At 58.2% G+C, this 17851-nt stretch carries 15 protein-coding genes; 8 read left to right on the top strand and 7 right to left on the bottom strand.

Features of this window, described 5'->3' with window-relative positions; all coding sequences use genetic code 11:
• Window positions 1–60: 60 nt before the first annotated feature.
• The 3 genes from ACMGGM_RS10320 to lsrR all read right to left on the bottom strand — a co-directional run bounded on the left by ACMGGM_RS10320 (window position 61) and on the right by lsrR (window position 4851).
• Window positions 61–2082, bottom strand: a complete 2022-nt coding sequence (locus ACMGGM_RS10320; protein ID WP_023338808.1) for an NADPH-dependent 2,4-dienoyl-CoA reductase — start codon at window positions 2080–2082, stop codon at window positions 61–63.
• Window positions 2083–2267: 185 nt separating this feature from the next.
• Window positions 2268–3848, bottom strand: a complete 1581-nt coding sequence (gene lsrK, locus ACMGGM_RS10315; RefSeq protein ID WP_045281422.1) for an autoinducer-2 kinase — start codon at window positions 3846–3848, stop codon at window positions 2268–2270.
• A gap of 34 nt (window positions 3849–3882) precedes the next feature.
• Window positions 3883–4851 carry a transcriptional regulator LsrR gene (gene lsrR / locus ACMGGM_RS10310; RefSeq protein ID WP_047027416.1) on the bottom strand — a complete coding sequence of 323 codons (969 nt, stop codon included), beginning with the start codon at window positions 4849–4851 and terminating at the stop codon, window positions 3883–3885.
• A 215-nt stretch (window positions 4852–5066) separates the two neighbouring features.
• Here lsrR and lsrA point away from each other — a divergent pair, with 215 nt between their 5' ends.
• From lsrA to lsrG, 6 genes are read left to right on the top strand one after another with little or no spacing between them, the layout of a single operon-like run.
• Window positions 5067–6554: an autoinducer 2 ABC transporter ATP-binding protein LsrA gene (lsrA, locus tag ACMGGM_RS10305; RefSeq protein ID WP_045134797.1), complete on the top strand. Its 1488-nt coding sequence runs from the start codon at window positions 5067–5069 to the stop codon at window positions 6552–6554.
• The gene (gene lsrC / locus ACMGGM_RS10300; RefSeq protein WP_023338805.1) at window positions 6551–7582 is read left to right on the top strand and encodes an autoinducer 2 ABC transporter permease LsrC; all 1032 of its coding nucleotides are present in this window, start codon (window positions 6551–6553) and stop codon (window positions 7580–7582) included. Before lsrA ends, lsrC begins: the two co-directional genes overlap by 4 nt.
• Window positions 7583–8560, top strand: a complete 978-nt coding sequence (gene lsrD, locus ACMGGM_RS10295) for an autoinducer 2 ABC transporter permease LsrD (RefSeq protein WP_045134798.1) — start codon at window positions 7583–7585, stop codon at window positions 8558–8560. It begins immediately after the preceding gene.
• A 2-nt stretch (window positions 8561–8562) separates the two neighbouring features.
• Window positions 8563–9564, top strand: a complete 1002-nt coding sequence (lsrB, locus tag ACMGGM_RS10290) for an autoinducer 2 ABC transporter substrate-binding protein LsrB (RefSeq protein ID WP_014885310.1) — start codon at window positions 8563–8565, stop codon at window positions 9562–9564.
• An 11-nt stretch (window positions 9565–9575) separates the two neighbouring features.
• Entirely contained in the window at window positions 9576–10463 is an 888-nt protein-coding gene (gene lsrF, locus ACMGGM_RS10285; RefSeq protein ID WP_014885309.1) for a 3-hydroxy-5-phosphonooxypentane-2,4-dione thiolase, read from the top strand.
• Window positions 10460–10753 (top strand): (4S)-4-hydroxy-5-phosphonooxypentane-2,3-dione isomerase, encoded by a 294-nt coding sequence (gene lsrG, locus ACMGGM_RS10280; RefSeq protein WP_023331350.1) that lies wholly within the window; start codon window positions 10460–10462, stop codon window positions 10751–10753. The genes lsrF and lsrG overlap by 4 nt, the downstream gene beginning before the upstream one ends.
• A 41-nt stretch (window positions 10754–10794) precedes the next feature.
• Here the strand turns inward: lsrG and ACMGGM_RS10275 are convergent, their stop codons facing one another.
• The 3 genes from ACMGGM_RS10275 to ACMGGM_RS10265 all read right to left on the bottom strand — a co-directional run bounded on the left by ACMGGM_RS10275 (window position 10795) and on the right by ACMGGM_RS10265 (window position 13464).
• On the bottom strand, window positions 10795–11766 hold the full coding sequence (locus tag ACMGGM_RS10275) for a hypothetical protein (RefSeq protein ID WP_045134799.1): 972 nt from the start codon (window positions 11764–11766) through the stop codon (window positions 10795–10797).
• 150 nt (window positions 11767–11916) lie between these two features.
• Window positions 11917–12765, bottom strand: coding sequence for a dihydrodipicolinate synthase family protein (locus ACMGGM_RS10270; protein ID WP_045134800.1), 849 nt, complete (start codon window positions 12763–12765; stop codon window positions 11917–11919).
• 12 nt (window positions 12766–12777) lie between these two features.
• Window positions 12778–13464, bottom strand: coding sequence for a B3/4 domain-containing protein (locus tag ACMGGM_RS10265; RefSeq protein WP_045134801.1), 687 nt, complete (start codon window positions 13462–13464; stop codon window positions 12778–12780).
• A gap of 42 nt (window positions 13465–13506) precedes the next feature.
• Here ACMGGM_RS10265 and ACMGGM_RS10260 point away from each other — a divergent pair, with 42 nt between their 5' ends.
• Window positions 13507–14109 (top strand): helix-turn-helix domain-containing protein, encoded by a 603-nt coding sequence (locus tag ACMGGM_RS10260; RefSeq protein ID WP_045134802.1) that lies wholly within the window; start codon window positions 13507–13509, stop codon window positions 14107–14109.
• 72 nt (window positions 14110–14181) lie between these two features.
• Here the strand turns inward: ACMGGM_RS10260 and ygjG are convergent, their stop codons facing one another.
• Window positions 14182–15561, bottom strand: coding sequence for a putrescine aminotransferase (gene ygjG / locus ACMGGM_RS10255; RefSeq protein WP_023337828.1), 1380 nt, complete (start codon window positions 15559–15561; stop codon window positions 14182–14184).
• 435 nt (window positions 15562–15996) lie between these two features.
• Between ygjG and ACMGGM_RS10250 the strand changes: the two genes are divergently transcribed.
• Window positions 15997–17517 carry a PAS domain-containing methyl-accepting chemotaxis protein gene (locus ACMGGM_RS10250; protein ID WP_045134803.1) on the top strand — a complete coding sequence of 507 codons (1521 nt, stop codon included), beginning with the start codon at window positions 15997–15999 and terminating at the stop codon, window positions 17515–17517.
• Window positions 17518–17851 lie beyond the last annotated feature (334 nt).

Below are 17851 nucleotides of genomic sequence, written 5' to 3'. Positions count from 1 at the left end.
GCGCTTGCACAGGCCTACGGTTTTGTAGGCCCGGTAAGCGCAGCGCCACCGGGCAAGAAATCAAATCGCTAATGCTAACTTCGTCCCCTGTGCAATCGCCCGCCGTGCGTCCAGCTCCATCGCCACATCGCACCCGCCAATCAAATGCACTGTTCTTCCGGCTTCTCGCAGCGGATCCGCCAGATCCCTTCTCGGCTCCTGCCCGGCACACAAAATCACATGATCCACGCGCAACAGCTGCGGTTCACCGCCGATCGTAACGTGCAGACCCTCGTCGTCGATCTTTTCGTAGCTCACCGCCGGGATCATCTTCACCCCGCGTGAAAGCAGGGTTGCCCGGTGGATCCAGCCCGTGGTTTTACCCAGTCCTTCGCCCGGCTTGCTGGCTTTACGCTGCAGCATCACAATCTGACGCGGGCTTTTCGGCAATTGCGGTCCTTCCGGACGCAGGCCGCCGGACTGGCTCAGGCTGGTGTCGATACCCCATTCCACGCAAAACTCGGCAATGTTCTGGCTGGTGGCCTCACCCGGCTGGCTTAAGTACATGGCGGTATCAAAGCCAATTCCGCCGCAGCCGATAATCGCTACGCTTTTCCCGACCGGCACTTTGTCACGCAATACGTCGAGATAGCTCAGCACTTTTGGATGATCGATACCTGCGATCGCAGGCGTTCGCGGTACGATCCCGCTTGCCAGGATCACCTCATCAAAACCGATCAGATCCGCCGCGCTGACAAACTGATTGAGCCGGAGCTCGACGCCCGTCAGGTCGATCATCCGGCGGTAGTAGCGCAGGGTCTCGTAGAACTCCTCTTTGCCGGGGATCTGTTTGGCGATATTAAACTGCCCGCCAATCTCGCCTGCGGCGTCAAAAAGCGTCACGCTGTGGCCGCGCGAGGCGGCATTCACTGCAAACGCCAGGCCCGCCGGGCCTGCGCCCACGACGGCCAGGCGTTTTATACTGGCCGCCGGAACGACCGGCATTTTAGTTTCGTGGCAGGCTCGCGGGTTGACGAGGCAGGAGGTCACCTTGCCGACGAAGATCTGATCCAGGCAGGCCTGGTTACAGCCGATGCAGGTGTTGATCTCATCCGCGCGTCCGCTTTGCGCTTTGGACAGCAGCTCGGCATCCGCAAGGAACGGCCGCGCCATCGACACCATGTCGGCATCGCCGCGCGATATCACATCGTCCGCCACCTGCGGGTCGTTAATGCGGTTGGTGGTGACCAGCGGAACAGACACTTTGCCTTTCAGCTTACGCGTCACCCAGCTGAATGCCGCGCGCGGCACCGGTGTGGCGATGGTCGGAATACGGGCTTCGTGCCAGCCAATCCCGGTGTTAATGAGGGTGGCACCAGCGGCTTCAATCGCCTGCGCCAGCTGCACGGTTTCGTCGAACGTCCCGCCGCCCTCCACCAGGTCGAGCATCGACAGGCGGAAGATGATAATAAAATCTGTTCCTGTTCGTTCGCGCACCGCGCGCACAACTTCAACGGCAAAGCGCATGCGGCGGACATAGTCGCCGCCCCATTCGTCCTCGCGCTGGTTAGTGCGGGCGGCAAGGAATTCGTTGATCAGATAACCTTCTGAGCCCATAACTTCGACGCCGTCATAACCTGCTTCACGCGCCAGCGCCGCGCAGCGGGCGAAGTCGTCAATCAGCGCTATGATCTCGTCGTGGCTGAGGGCATGCGGTGTGAAGCGGTTAATCGGCGCCTGAATGGCCGACGGCGCGACCAGTTTCGGCTGATAGCTGTAGCGCCCGGTGTGCAGGATTTGCAGGGCGATTTTGCCGCCCTCTTTGTGAACCGCGTCGGTAACGATACGGTGATGTGCAAGCTGGCTCGCATCGTTCAACACCGCGCCACCTTCCATCGTCACGCCTGAAGACGCAGGTGCTACGCCACCGGTGACAATCAGCGCCACGCCATGCCGCGCGCGCTCGGCGTAGAAGGCCGCCAGACGCTCGGCACCGTCCGGACGCTCTTCCAGCCCAGTGTGCATCGAGCCCATTAACACGCGGTTTTTAAGGGTGGTGAACCCCAGATCCAGGGGGGCGAACAACGACGGGTAGCGGCTCATAGTCTCTTCCAGTGTAAAATTATTGTTATGTGGTCGGATGAGTTACTAATTTAGCTAGCGGCAGCGGAAAGGTAAAAGCGGGATCGAATGATTGTGATAGATCTCAAAGAACTTCCCCGGTGGCGCTGCGCTTACCGGGGCTACAAAACCCCAGGACGAATAAGCGCAGCGCTATCCGGCGTATTTTACGGCGCCGCTGCCCGTACCAATCCCGGGGCCTGCCACATCGATGTGGTCAGCCCGCTATCCACCAGCCCAAGCTGGTCGGCATACACCGCCTGCCATTTTTGCATCATGCCGTCATACAGCTCACGATGCTGGGGATTTGGCGTGAACTCGCGGCTCCACTTCACCAGCCGCTCGCCCGTTGAGGCCATATCTGCAAATAATCCCGCGCCTGCGCCTGCCGCAATCGCGCAGCCGAGCGCTGTCGCCTCTTTCACTTCCGGCACGCGTACCGGCAACCCGGTGACGTCGCTTAAGATCTGACTCCACAGGGCGCCTTTTGCTCCTCCGCCCGCAAAAACTAAACTTTCAAACGTCACGCCGGAGAAGCGCGAAATCTGCGCCAGGTTGCAGGCCGAAACGATTGCCGCATTCTCTTCCAGGGCACGGAACAGCGTCGCTTTGTTGCACTTTTCCGGGTCGATAGAGAGGTTAATAAACGACGGCGCGGCGTGGTACCACTGCTTGAAATGCATCGCGTCGGAGAAGATCGGCATCACCCCGTGGGAGCCTGCCGGCACGCGGCTCGCCATCTCTTCCAGCAGAGTATAGGTGTCCACTCCCATCCGCCCGGCAATCAGCTTTTCTTCTGCGCAAAAGGCGTCGCGGAACCAGCGCATGGTCAGCCCGGTGAAAAAGCTGATCGACTCCGCCTGGGCCATGCCGGGGATGACGTGCGGGTTCACGCGGATATTCATATCGGGGTCGGTGCGCACCTGCGGCAGGTTCACCACCTGCTGCCAGAAGGTGCCGCCCAGCACCGCCGTTTGTCCGGCGCGGACCACGCCCAGCCCCAGACAGCCCAGCTGCACGTCGCCGCCGCCCATCACTACCGGTGTGCCCTCGCGCAGGCCGCTTTGCTGTGCGGCTTCACGGGTAATGGCCCCCAGCACGGTGCCGGTCTCTTTCACCGGGGAGAGAATGTCGGCGCGCAGCCCGGCCATGTCCAGCAGCGCCGGACGCCAGTCGCGGGAGAAGAGGTCCAGCATGCCGGTGGTGCCCGCATTGGAGGGATCCACCGCCAGCTCGCCGGAAAGTTTCGCCGCCAGCCAGTCGCTGATCATGGTGATGGTCGCGGCTTTGCGGTAGATGTCTGGGCGATGGTGCGCCAGCCACAGCAGGCGAGGCATGGCGCTCAGGGCGAGAGTTTGCCCGGAGACGTCATACACTTCGGATTCAAAGCGGTTGTCGTGGATCTCTTTGAGTTCCGCCACCTCGCGGCTGGCGCGGGCGTCAACGTTGGCACAGGCCCAGATGGCCTCGCCGTTGCGGTCGTACAGCACAATCCCTTCGCGCATCGAGCAGCAGGAGACGGACTGAATATCCGCCGCGCCCAGGTGCGCGCGTTCCAGCGCCTGATGAATGCACCGGCAGGTCAGGCGCCAGTTGGTGTCGAGATCGAACTCCATCGACCCCGGCACGTTCTCCACGCTCAGGTGCTTCCACTCGGCCTGGCCGACGGCAATCTGGTTGCCCTGTAAATCGAAAATCACGGCGCGAACGCTGCCGGTCCCTGCATCTAACGCTAAAAGGTAACTCATGAGCTTGCCTCGTTGTTAGCGCAGGGCATCCCCGTTACGTCAGGGCCAGCACCGCGCGGGCTGTCGTCTCCTCCGTCACCAGGCCATTGATACGGCGACCCTTAAGTGCGGCATAAATCGCATCGGCTTTCTCTTCCCCGCCGGCCACGCCAACGATGGTGGGCAGTTGCGCCAGTTCATCGAGCGTGACGCCGAGTAATTCTTTATGGATCTCCAGCTCCTCAACGCATTCCCCCTCGGCATTAAGGAAATAACCGAGAATGTCGCCGACTGCGCCTTTGCGGGTGTACATCAACTGTTCACCTTCGCTGATATAGCCGGAGCGCAGTATCGTGGCGTCACGGCGCTGGTTCACCGAACCTATGCCGACCACCGCCACGTCGGCGGCGGTGGCGGCGAGGATCACGTCCCGCACGCTGGTTTCGCGTTTTAAGATCCCGGCAACGGAGGCGGATGACACGCGCAGCGGGGCGGGGATCATGCTGACGCTGCAGGCCGCGTCCAGCTGGCCGATACCGGTCATATACGGCCCGACGCCGCCGGAGAGCGTCACCAGGCGGATCTGCTGCGAGCTGATAAAGCCGCTCAGGTGCTGCAGGCTGCTCATGGTCGTTTCACCAAATCCCACCGCCAACAGCTGGCCGGGCTCCAGCACGCCCATTAGCGACTGCGCCGCGCCAATGCCCAGCCGCACGTTCATCGGCGGCGTATTCAGGGCGGGCATCACGCGCACCAGCTTCAGCCCAAAGCGCTGTTGTAGTTCGGTTTCCAGCGCCAGACAGCCCTCGTAACGGGAGTTGATCTGCACGCGGATCACCCCGGACTGGCGGCCTTTCTCCAGCAGACGGGAGATCTTCAAACGCGGCAGCCCGAGTCGCTCACCGATGTCGTTCTGGGTCAGCCCGTCGTGGTAATAGCACCAGGCCACGCGCGCCACCAGCTCCTCTTCCGCCAGCGCCAGCCCGGCAAACCGTCCTTCTTCCGCAGTGCGTTTATCGCTCATAATTGAACTCTTATAAAAATTTAGATCATATGTTCGTGATGACGCGAAGGGAAAATGTGAGCCACGCGACAAAACGGATCTTTAAGCGGGTTTCTGTTTTATCTGGATCTTAATCAATAAAACTGTGATCCCTGCACGGTTGTAAATATAGTTCACCGTCTACGCTTTTGAACATTATTAAATCTAAAAATCATTTGTTCAATAGCGGGGCGATGATGACACCACTTATTGAAGCGCGGGGGATCAGCAAGCAGTTCTCGGGCGTGCCGGTGTTAAAAGGCATTGATTTCACGCTGCTCGCGGGCCAGGTACACGCCCTGATGGGCGGGAACGGCGCGGGAAAATCGACGCTGATGAAGATCATCGCCGGAGTTGAAACGCCCGACAGCGGTGAACTTTCGGTTGCGGGGGAGTCTTTTGCACGGCTTACGCCAGCGCAGGCGCATAAGCTCGGCATTTATCTGGTACCGCAGGAGCCGCTGCTGTTCCCCAACCTGACGGTGCGGGAAAACATCCTCTTTCGCCTGCCCCGTGAACGGGATCTGGAACCGCGCCTGGCCGATAAGCTCCAGCAGCTGCAATGCCAGCTTAACCTTGATGCCACCGCCAGCACTCTGGAAGTGGCGGATCAGCAGATGGTAGAGATCCTCCGCGGATTAATGCGCAACGCCAGGATCCTGATCCTCGACGAACCCACCGCCTCGCTCACGCCCGGCGAAACTGAACGCCTGTTCCGCCAGATCCGTGCGTTGCAGGCGCTTGGCGTCGGCATTGTTTTTATCTCGCATAAGCTGCCGGAAATTCGCCTGCTTTCGAGCCACATCTCGGTGATGCGCGACGGTGCAGTGGTGCTGAGCGGTGAAACCGCGCAGTTTGACGATAACGCCCTGATTGCCGCCATGACGCCAGTGAGTCGGGAAAAATCTCTGAGCGAGACGCAAAAGCTGTGGCTGGCGTTGCCGGGCAACCGCCGCACCCAGCCGCAGGATTTCCCGGTGCTGCGCGTGGAGGATCTCACCGGGGAGGGGTTTATCGATCTGAGTCTTGAGATCTTCGCCGGTGAGATCGTCGGCCTGGCCGGGCTGGTGGGATCCGGGCGCACCGAGTTTGCCGAAACGCTTTACGGCCTGCGTCCGGTGCGCGGGGGGCGCGTCTGGCTGGAGAATCAGGAAATCACTGCCGAGCCGCCTGGTTCACGTCTGGAAAAAGGGCTGGTTTACCTGCCGGAAGACAGGCAGGTTTCCGGCCTGTTCCTCGACGCGCCGATCCGCTGGAACACCGTGGTGCTGAACGAGCCGTCTTTCTGGCAGCAGCGCAGGCGGGAGTCGGCGGTGGTAGAGCGCTATCACCGTGCACTCGGGATTAAGCTCAACCATGCGGATCAAACCGTGCGTACGCTCTCCGGCGGCAACCAGCAGAAGGTACTGCTGGCGCGCTGTCTGGAGGCCAATCCTTTACTTCTTATTGTCGATGAACCGACGCGTGGCGTGGACGTCTCCGCGCGCGCCGATATCTACCAGCTCATCAAAAGCGTGGCCGCGCAGAACGTCGCGGTACTGATGATCTCAAGCGATCTCGATGAGTTCCCGGGCCTTGCCGATCGCGTACTGGTGATGCATCAGGGCGTACTCAGCGGCGAGCTGCCGCGCCATGCCGTTAGCCTCGACAGGATGATGGCGCTGGCGTTCGGAGGGCAATCATGAAGACCTTATTAAAGAACCGTGAGTTGAGCGCGTTTCTCGCCATTCTGGCACTGTTTGCCGTGCTGGTGGCGCTGAACCCGTCTTACTTCAGCCTGCAAACGCTGGGGATGATCTTCGCCAGTGCCCAGATCCTGATCCTGCTGGCCATCGGTGCCGCGCTGGTCATGCTGACCCGCAATATTGACGTCTCGGTGGGCTCGACCGTTGGGCTGTCGGCAATCGCCGTCGGCGTGGCGCTCAATGGCGGCTACAGCCTGCCCGTTTCCATCCTCTTCGCACTGTCGATTGGCGCACTGGCCGGGGCGTTCAACGGCGTGCTGGTGGTGGGGCTGCGCATCCCGGCGATTGTCGCCACCCTCGGCACGCTGGGGCTGTATCGCGGGGCGATGCTGCTCTGGACGGGCGGGAAGTGGATTGAAGGGTTGCCGCCGGGGCTGAAATCTCTCTCTGAACCGCTTGCCATCGGCATGTCGCCACTCGGTATGGTGGTGTTAATTATCGCAGCCGCGGGCGCGTGGACGCTGTCGCGTACCGCGTTCGGCCGTGATTTCTACGCGGTGGGGGATAACCTCGCCGCCGCGCGTCAGCTGGGCGTAGCGGTGAACCGCACCCGCATGCTCGCCTTTACCCTGAACGGGATGCTGGCGGCCTGCGCAGGGATTGTCTTTGCCGCGCAAATTGGTTTTGTCCCCAACCAGACCGGCAGCGGGCTGGAGATGAAGGCCATCGCCGCCTGCGTGCTCGGGGGGATCTCTCTGCTGGGCGGCACCGGCACGCTGATCGGTGCCTTGCTTGGGGCTTTCTTCCTCACCCAAATCGACACCGTACTGGTGCTGTTCAGGCTGCCAGCCTGGTGGAATGACTTTATCGCCGGGCTGGTGCTGCTGGGCGTACTGGTGCTCGACGGGCGGCTGCGTCAGGCGCTGGCGCGCCATCAGCGGGCGCTGAAATACGGCCGCTTCCAGCCAGGTCACAGAGGGGGAAAGCACGTCACTCCCTTTCCCAAACGCAAAAAAGAGGTGGCGTAAATGAAGCTTAACTGGGAAAGCGCGCTGCTGGTTTTGCTGGTGCTGGAGATCCTGCTCTTTGGCGCCATTAACCCGCGCATGCTCGACATCAATATGCTGCTGTTCAGCACCAGCGACTTCATCTGTATCGGTATCGTGGCGCTGCCGCTCACGCTTGTCATTATCAGCGGCGGGATCGACATCTCGCTGGGTTCGACCATCGGCCTGTGCGCCATCGCGCTGGGGGTGATGATGCAGGCCGGGTGGCCGATGGCGGTGGCCATTCCGCTGACGCTGCTGCTCGGCCTGCTGTGCGGGCTGGTGAATGCGGCGCTGATCCACTACACCGGCATCAGTCCACTGGTGATTACCCTCGGCACGCTCTATCTCTACGGTGGCGGGGCGTTGCTGCTTTCCGGCATGGCGGGGGCGACGGGCTATGAGGGCATCGGCGGCTTCCCGGACAGCTTTACCGCGTTCGCGAATCTCACGGTCGTTGGCCTGCCGCTCCCGCTGGTGCTGTTCGCTGTGATTACCGTTTTCTTCTGGCTGATTACCCACCGCGGGCGCTTTGGCCGTCATCTGTTTTTGATTGGCCAGAACCCGCGTGCGGCACGCTATGCGGCGCTGTCGGTTAACGGTATGCCCTACGCGCTGTATGGTCTGGTGGGCGTGGCCTCGGCCATTGCCGCACTGGTCATGGTCTCCTATTTCGGTTCCGCGCGGTCAGATCTGGGGCGCGATTTGCTGATGCCTGCGCTCACCGCCGCCGTACTCGGCGGGGCGAATATCTACGGCGGGTCAGGTTCGGTTGTCGGTACGGCGCTGGCAGCGCTGCTGGTGGGGTACCTGCAACAGGGTTTACAGATGGTCGGCATCCCCAACCAGGTATCGAGCGCGCTTTCAGGAGCGCTGCTGGTTGTGGTGGTGATGGGTCGTTCGCTGAGTCTGCACCGCGAATGGGTGCGTTCTCTCTTTAGAAAACTTTCCGGAGCGTAAAGATGAAAACAAAACTGATAGTCCTGGCAATGGCCCTCAGCTTCGCCTCGGCGCAGGCGGCGGATCGGATTGCCTTTATCCCGAAACTGGTGGGGGTTGGCTTCTTCACCAGCGGCGGCAACGGTGCGAAAGAGGCGGGGAAAGACCTCGGCGTGGACGTCACCTATGACGGTCCAACCGAGCCGAGCGTTTCCGGCCAGGTGCAGCTCATCAACAACTTCGTTAACCAGGGCTACAACGCGATTATCGTCTCTGCCGTGTCGCCGGACGGCCTCTGCCCGGCCTTAAAACGCGCGATGCAGCGCGGCGTCAAAGTGCTGACCTGGGATTCCGACACCAAACCGGAGTGCCGCAGCATATATATCAACCAGGGGACGCCGGAACAGCTCGGCGGCCTGCTGGTGGAAATGGCGGGCAAGCAGGTCACCAAACCGAATGCCAAAGTGGCATTCTTCTACTCCAGCCCAACGGTCACCGACCAGAACCAGTGGGTGAAAGAGGCGAAGGCTAAAATCGAGAAAGATCATCCTCAGTGGCAGATCGTGACCACTCAGTTTGGCTATAACGATGCCACCAAATCCCTGCAAACCGCCGAGGGGATCTTAAAAGCGTATCCGGATCTGGATGCGATCATCGCCCCGGATGCCAACGCCCTGCCAGCCGCTGCGCAGGCAGCAGAAAACCTGAAGCGGGAAGGGGTGGCGATTGTCGGGTTCAGCACGCCAAACGTCATGCGTCCATACGTGGAGCGCGGCACGGTAAAAGCCTTCGGCCTGTGGGACGTGGTGCAACAGGGCAAAATTGCGGTCAATGTCGCCGATCGTTTACTGAAAAAAGGCGATCTTAACGTTGGCGACAGCGTGGACGTGAAAGAGATCGGTACGCTGAAGGTCGAACCGAACAGCGTGCAGGGCTACCAGTATGAGGCGAAAGGTAACGGCATCGTGCTGCTGCCGGAACGCGTGGTGTTCACTAAAGAGAACATCAACAAATACGATTTCTGACGGGGGAACAAATGGCTGATTTAGACGACATCAAAGACGGTAAGGATTTTGGCATCGGCACGCCACAGCAAAATGTGCCGTTTACCCTGAAGGGCTGTGGTTCGCTGGACTGGGGGATGCAGTCCAGGCTTTCGCGCATCTTCAACCCGCAAAGCAACCGCACGGTGATGCTGGCCTTTGACCACGGTTATTTCCAGGGGCCGACCACCGGCCTTGAGCGTATCGATCTCTCCATTGCGCCGCTGTTTGGCGAAACCGATGTGCTGATGTGTACCCGCGGTATCCTGCGGAGCACCGTGCCTGCGGCCACCAACAAACCGGTTGTGCTGCGCGCCTCCGGCGGTAACTCAATTCTGGGCGAATTGTCCAACGAGTGCGTGGCGGTGGCAATGGAAGATGCGCTCCGGCTGAACGTCTGCGCGGTCGCAGCACAGGTCTACATTGGCAGCGAGTTCGAGCATCAGTCGATCAACAACATCATCAAGCTTGTCGACGCCGGTGCCCGCTACGGCATGCCAACCCTCGCGGTGACAGGGGTGGGGAAAGAGATGGCGCGCGACGCGCGGTATTTCTCACTTGCCAGCCGCATTGCCGCCGAAATGGGGGCGCAGTTCGTCAAAACCTATTATGTGGATGAGGGCTTTGAAAAAGTCACCGCCAGCTGCCCGGTGCCGATCGTCATCGCCGGCGGCAAAAAGCTGCCGGAGCACGAGGCGCTGGAGATGTGCTGGCGCGCGATTGACCAGGGCGCATCCGGTGTGGACATGGGGCGCAATATCTTCCAGTCCAGCGCGCCGCTCGCCATGCTGAAGGCAGTGAAAAAAGTGGTTCACGAGAACATGAGCGCCCGTGAAGCGTTCCAGTTCTGGCAGGAAGAGAAACAGGGAGAAGCAAAATGAACGTGACGTTAGTGGAGATCAACATCAAACCCGAGCGGGTGGACGAGTTTCTGACGGTGTTTCGCGCCAACCATGAAGGGGCGATTAAGGAGCCGGGAAACCTGCGTTTTGACGTCCTGCAGGATCCGAGGGTGAAAACCCGGTTCTTTATCTACGAAGCCTATAAAGACGAAGCGGCGGTGCTGGCGCATAAGCAGACGCCGCACTATCTGGCGTGCGTGGATAAGCTTGAGGACCTGATGTCGGAGCCGCGCAAAAAACGCAGTTTTGTGGGGTTGTTGCCGGAGTAGTTTTTTTTGCCCGGTAGACCGGTCTGCTGGGCAAGCATCGATCAGGGATGATGCTTTTGTAACGTTGTGAGCAGGCTGTCTGCACAATATTGTCTGAGGAGTTTTTCATCTCTTTCAGGCAGGTCGCTGTGAAGAAACGCTTCCAGACTCTCGGTATTTACACCGTTAAAAATGAAAATACGGTCGGGATGGTAAAGCGCCATGTTTTTAATCGACGCGTTTGTGGTGATCAGCTTCTTATTCAGAATCAGGGCTTCCAGAGCGCGGAGAGTTAATCCCTGTTGCTCAGGTTTGTTTATTTCCAGCATGACAGAGCAGCGTTTGGCTTTTTCAATATTTTCCTGATAACTCAGTTTTTTATTTTGACAATTATCGGGATAGTTACCCTGGTTATCGTACTTATCCAGCAGGTAGAAATCTGTCTTGTAGCCGCAATTTTCGAGTACCGGCGTCAATGTGCGCACAACATTTGCGCGAATGGGTTCATAGCCACCGACAAAAAAACAGCTTTTATTTTCAGTTGGATTTTGTTTTTGAAACTGCTCGATTTCTTTCCAGCTAAAGGGCAAAAACTGCTCAATCGCACGCAGGTTATAACGTTCGCAATCGGCGGGATCAAAGCTATAAATAGCATCAAAGACCGGGCGAACGGTCTCGATGTAATCTTGATCCTGAGCCAGTTGCCCAAGGTGACGTCGTTTCCGTGTCAGGGCTTCAACGGAGTCGCGGAGAATCAGCACTTTTTTACAAGGCATACTGGCGACATAATCCAGGAATGGAAAGACGCTGTATCCATTGCAAATCGCAATATCATCGGGCTTGATTGCTGATAATTTCACAGCACAGTGGGTGCGTTTATGCCATTTTTTTAATGCGTTGCCTGGTAACAGGGCATTGATTGATTTATAACGTCGCATAATGCGATTAATTTGCTTAACGGGATGATCCTGAGCAAGCGAATTAAGCATCATGATTTCGAAAGGATTGACCCATTCCAGAAAAAAATAGCGCATGGTCCCTCAGAGGTGGCTGGCCGATTATCGGGAAATGATATCTCATACTGGAAAAGGAATCATTATTGCGAGATTCCACGTTTGATCGGGGACGCAACAGATTGATGAAGTTTTGTAGGCCGGGTAAGCGCTAGCGCCACCCGGCATTTTTCAGGCCAGCTTCAGGTCCGCCAGGATCGCAGCAAGCGCCTCGCGCGGCTCACCCTGAATCGCCTGCAGTGGGAAGGGGAGCGCCGGTGCCTCCACTTTTCCCATCATCTCGGCTGCCGCTGCCATCACCCGCACGCTGCCGTAACGGCGGAACAGCGCCCACAGTGGCTCCAGACGTTCTGATTCCATGCTGTCTTTCGAGTGCGCAATTGCCAGTGCCGCCTGAGGGAACAGCCCGCCGACGACGGAATACCAGACGTCAAACCCGGCCTGCAGGGCGGATGCTGCCCGCCAGTCGCCGCTTATCCCCAGCGTGACCGTCTTCGGAAGACGCGCCCGCACCTGCGACACATCCTCCGGCATGTGGCCCATTTTCACCGAGCCAATATTGGGCAGCGCCGCCACGGCAAACATCAGCTCGTCGCTAAACTCAAACCCGGTGGTGGCGGGATTATCATAAACGCACAGCGGGACGGAGAGCTGGTGAGTTACCGTCTCATATAGCGAATAGACCTCGTCCGTCGTCAAACGCTGGTACGACACCGGTGCCATCAGCACGCTGGATGCTCCCGCCTTCTGCGCGCGCTCAGCCAGACGCAGAATGTCATCCAGTCTCAGTGCGCCAATACTGACCATGACCGGAATGTCATTGGCATGTTCTACCGCGCAGCGGGTAATGTGCGTGCGCTCCTCAACGGTGAGGTAGGCATAGCTGCCCGTTGAACCCAGAATACCCAGCGAATCCACCCCCGCGTCGATCAGGGGGCGCAACAGGTTGATAAAGGCCTGCTCGTCAAACTTCCCCTCTTTCAGGGGCGTTAACGGAAACGCACTTAACCCGTGAAACATCGTGTTGTCCTCTTACAGTTCCAGCAGTTGAACCTGAGCCGTTGCGCCTGGCATTAATCGTTGCAGATTGCTGACCAGCTCCTCGCCCGCTTCTTCGAGCGCACCTGACGGCATCGTTGGCAGACTTTCGAGAATAAACCACATGGTCTGCGCCTGGCTATCAAGACGGGTGCGTATCCCTTGTCGCCAGTTCCAGCGACGACAGGTGACGCCCATATCGTCGCGCCAGATGACCTCGCCAGCATCCGGGTATTCCACCACCGGCTGGCCCTCTTTCAGAGTGTCAAAGGGTTCATTGCCCTCGGCCAGCGTCAGGCGCGGCGCACCGGAATAGGCCGCGAGATTCTCGCCCCCTACCGGAATGGCGTAGCGAATACTGACCGCATTATAGATGTCCACCACCGGGTCGAGTGAAGGTAGCGAACCGTCTTTAAGCACCCGCTTTCGCAGTGCGGAGGCCGAGCAGGGGGTACGTTTTGGCTTCGCGCCAAAGTTTTTAAATACCTCATCCCAGGCGGCGAGATGCGCTTCTGCCCACTGCACATCATCATTCAACACCTGCTGGCAAGCCTGCGTCAGCGCGGCGGGGGCAACTTCTGGATGGGTAATCTGTGCGGCTTCAACCAGAATGCTCAGCGCCCGAAAGCCCGGGGCAATCCCGGCAAGACGCGGGTCTATTGACGGCGTAACGAGAGACATAAATAATCCTGTATTGACTGTTTTATACCATGGTAGTGACCAATGACTGATAAAGTCAATATAATGACTGAGCAGGGGGCCGATGTTGCCCAGGTAAGCCTGGCCGTGGCGAACCGCATCCGCAGTTGGCGTAAAGATAAAAAATTGTCGCTGGATGAGCTATCCCGCCGCGCCAGCGTCAGCAAAGGCATGCTGGTGGAGATCGAAAAGGGGGCCGCCAATCCCAGTATCGCTATCCTGTGCAAACTGGCTGCCGCGCTGGGCGTTTCCGTGGCGGATATTGTTAACGTCTCCAGCGAACCGGTCGTGCATGTTATTGAAAAACAGGCCATCCCGGTTCTGTGGCAGGGCGCAAAGGGCGGTTCTGCCAGATTACTGGCGGGTACCGCTGGCCCGGACATGATTGAACTGTGGCAGTGGGAGATGCAGCCGGGGGAACACTTCTCTTCACCGGGGCACCCGGCAGGCACATGTGAACTGCTACACGTGAACGAGGGGGTATTGTCGCTGACGGTGGGCGAGACGGTGACGCAGGTTGAGGCTGGCGCGTCGGCGGTCGCCAAAACAGAAATGGCGCACGGCTATGGGAACGAAGGCGATACCGTGCTTCGCTTCACCATGACGGTGGCGGAGTTTCACCGGTAAAAAACTGCCCGGTGGCGCTAACGCTTACCGGGCTTGCTTAGGCCGGGTAAGCGTAGCGTCACCCGGCGCTTTTTACGCCTCTTCCACGCTCACACGCAGTGCTGCCAGCGCTTTACGTGCCGCTTTCAGCACCTGCTCGCACTGCTCAATCGTCAGCGTCAGCGGCGGTTCAATACGGATGGTTTTCGAGTTGTTGAGCGTTCCGGCCACCAGTACCCGCTGGCGGAACATCTCGCTCGCGAAGCTATAGCCGATTTCGTTGTCGACAAACTCAATCGCCATCAATAACCCTCTGCCGCGTGCATCCTGCACCAGATCCGGATATTCCCGGCCCAGCTGGCGGAAGCCATCCAGCAGCATGTCGCCTTTCTGCTCCGCCTGCGCAGGCAGGTTTTGTTCCAGCAGCACGTTGATGGTCGCCAGCGCGGCCGCACAGGCCAGCGGGTTACCGCCAAAGGTCGTGGTATGCAGGAACGGGTTGTCGAACAGCACCGAGAATACCTCCTCGGTGGCTACCGTAGCACCAATCGGCATCACGCCGCCGCCGAGCGCTTTCGCCAGACACAGAATGTCTGGCTGAACGTTCTCGTGCTCGCAGGCAAACATCTTGCCGGTGCGTCCCATCCCGGTCTGGACTTCGTCGAGGATCAGCAGGGCGCCAAACTCATCGCACAGCTGACGCACGGCAGGCAAATAGCCCTGCGGAGGCAGGATCACGCCGCCTTCGCCCTGAATCGGCTCCAGGATCACCGCCGCCACGTCATCGCCGGTTTTACGGCATTCACTCAGCGCGGTGCGCATGGCGTTAATGTCGCCGAACGGCACGTGGCGGAAGCCCGGCAGCAGCGGCATAAACGGCTTGCGGAAGGTGGATTTAGCGGTCGCCGACAGTGCGCCCAGGGATTTACCGTGGAACGCGCCGCTGGTGGCAATGAAGGTGAATTTCCCACGCGGCGACTGGTACGCTTTGGCGAGTTTAATCGCCGCTTCGACCGATTCCGTGCCGCTGTTACTAAAGAAGCTGTATTTCAGTTTGCCGGGCGTTAAGGCCGCCAGCGTTTTCGCGAGCATGGCGCGAAGCGGGTCGAGCAGTTCCTGGCTATGGAGAGGTTGTTTCGCAAGTTGATTCTGTACGGCGGAAACCACAACTGGATTACGGTGCCCCACGTTGAAGATACCAAAACCACCAAGGCAATCGATAAACTCCTGTCCCTGGGTGTCGACAAGCGTGTTCAGACTTCCCGCTTGCCACTCTACGGCTCCGTAATCCCCGCCGGCGGTAACAGATTTGCGATACTCCAGAAATCCTGGATTGACGTGCTCTTTAAAGTAATCGATGACCTCTCGGTTAAGTTGTTTCATCTCCTCATGATCAAGCGTTTGCTTCTCTATGAGATTCAATGCGTGCGCGGTACAGGCAAGAGCCGAGGCGCTGGAAGGTAACCTGTTCAAAATATGCTCCCGGGGATCGCGTATCACATGATACTGGTTTAAGTATTGCAGGGATTACGCCACTTCAGAGGACTTAACGAAAATCGGGATAAACGCCAGGTTAAAATAATGTTGCACAATATTTAATCATGCCGATACAACCGAAACGGGATTTAGCGATAAGGCACAGCACGTGCAGGACGGGGCATAAAAGCGCAATTGCACGAAAGGAGTGCAATGCATGCCACTTAAGCGGGCGTTAACAGGTCATGCTTTGCAGGTGATTTCCAAGAGAAAGTATTTCAAATCAATGAATTATAAATTCTTACAAAAAGTGCGGTTTAAGTGAAATCTGCGATCTCCATCAAGTTTAACAACTAAAGATAAATTGGTTACCGCCGAAAAAACAATTACCCACAAATTTAACATTCAAATAACCTGCAAGGGATGCTCACAATGTCCTCTCCAACCTATGTCACCCAGAATGAATATCCTCTGGACGATGACACCACCTTGATGTCTACCACAGACATCCACAGCTACATTACCCACGCCAACGACACGTTCGTGCAGGTGAGCGGTTACCCGCTTGATGAGCTGACGGGTCAGCCGCACAATATGGTGCGCCACCCTGATATGCCAAAAGCCGCCTTTGCCGATATGTGGTACACCCTGCAACAGGGGGAACCGTGGAGCGGGATTGTCAAAAATCGGCGCAAAAACGGTGACCACTACTGGGTGCGCGCGAATGCGGTGCCAATGGTGCGTCACGGGAAGGTGACGGGCTATATGTCGATCCGCACCAAAGCCACGGCGGAAGAGATAGCCACCGTGGAGCCGCTCTACCGCGCGCTGAATGACGGCAGCTGTAAGAAACGTATTCATAAAGGACTGGTGGTGGGAAAGGGCTGGCTGGGTAAACTGCCGGCCATGCCGCTGCGCTGGCGGGTGCGTAGCGTAATGGCGGTGCTTTTTGCCGTCCTCGCCGCCACGCTGATCGCCACCTCCGCAGGGTGGATGCCGCTCGTTGCGGCTGCGGTGGTCATGCTGCTGGGGACGCTGCTGTTTGAGCAACAGATTGTGCGTCCGGTCGAAAACGTGGCGCGACAGGCCCTGAGGGTGGCTACCGGGGAGCGCAACAGCGTGCAGCATTTGAACCGCAGTGACGAGCTGGGACTGACCCTGCGCGCGATAGGCCAGCTTGGGCTGATGTGCCGCTGGTTGATCAACGACGTCTCGAGCCAGGTGGTGAGCGTGCGTGACGGCAGCGACAGGCTGGCCCGGGGTAATGAAGATCTGAACGATCGTACGCGTCAGACGGTAGCGAATGTGCAGCAGACCGTCGCAACGATGAACCAGATGGCCGCGTCCGTGCAGAGCAACTCTGAAACTGCCGCCGAGGTGGATAAACTCTCCGTTGCCGCGAGCAGTGCGGCGACGAAGGGCGGCAATGCGATGCAGACCGTGGTCAAAACCATGGATGACATCGCCGACAGCACGCAGCGAATTGGCTCGATTACCTCTCTGATAAACGACATCGCTTTCCAGACCAATATCCTGGCGCTCAATGCGGCAGTTGAAGCGGCACGGGCGGGTGAGCAGGGGAAAGGGTTTGCCGTGGTCGCGGGCGAAGTCCGCCATCTCGCCAGCCGCAGCGCCAGTGCGGCTAACGATATTCGTAAACTCATTGATGCCAGCGCCAGCAAAGTGCAGTCCGGCGCCGAGCAGGTGCACGCCGCTGGCCGCACGATGGATGACATTGTCGAGCAGGTGAAAAACGTGACGCAGCTTATCGCTCAGATCAGTCACTCCACCTCCGAGCAGGCCACCGGGCTCTCAGAATTAACCCGTGCGGTGGCCGAGCTGGACAGCATCACGCAGAAAAATGCCGACCTGGTCGAGGAGAGCGCACACATTTCTGCCATGGTGAAACACCGTGCCGGGCGTCTGAAGGATGCGGTAACCGTGCTCCATTGAGTCAGTAAAGTTCCGGAAAAGCCGTTTATTCCGTAAGGAATAAACGGCTTTTTTATGACTGCTTGTGACTATTAATGTGCTTTATTGTTAATATAATATTAAATAACTAAAAAAAGTGCCTCAGTTATTTATTCCTGCCTAAGTCAGTTTTCCATGATGCTGTTTTGCAAAACACGCTTCTGGTCGTCTGGTAACGATCGATGAGACGAAATTAATAGCCTCTGCCTATCCATTATGATGGTTATGAAATAAAAAAACGATCAAAGTCATAAAGTTAGCGAATTCGTTACCGATAACAGCGATCGTCTGAGAAATAATCACATCGATGGAGTAA

It is taken from the genome of Enterobacter sp. BNK-14 (genome assembly GCF_047456095.1).
In the GTDB taxonomy this organism is placed as follows: Bacteria; Pseudomonadota; Gammaproteobacteria; order Enterobacterales; family Enterobacteriaceae; genus Enterobacter; species Enterobacter kobei.
This window is presented reverse-complemented; position numbering and strand designations above follow the sequence as displayed.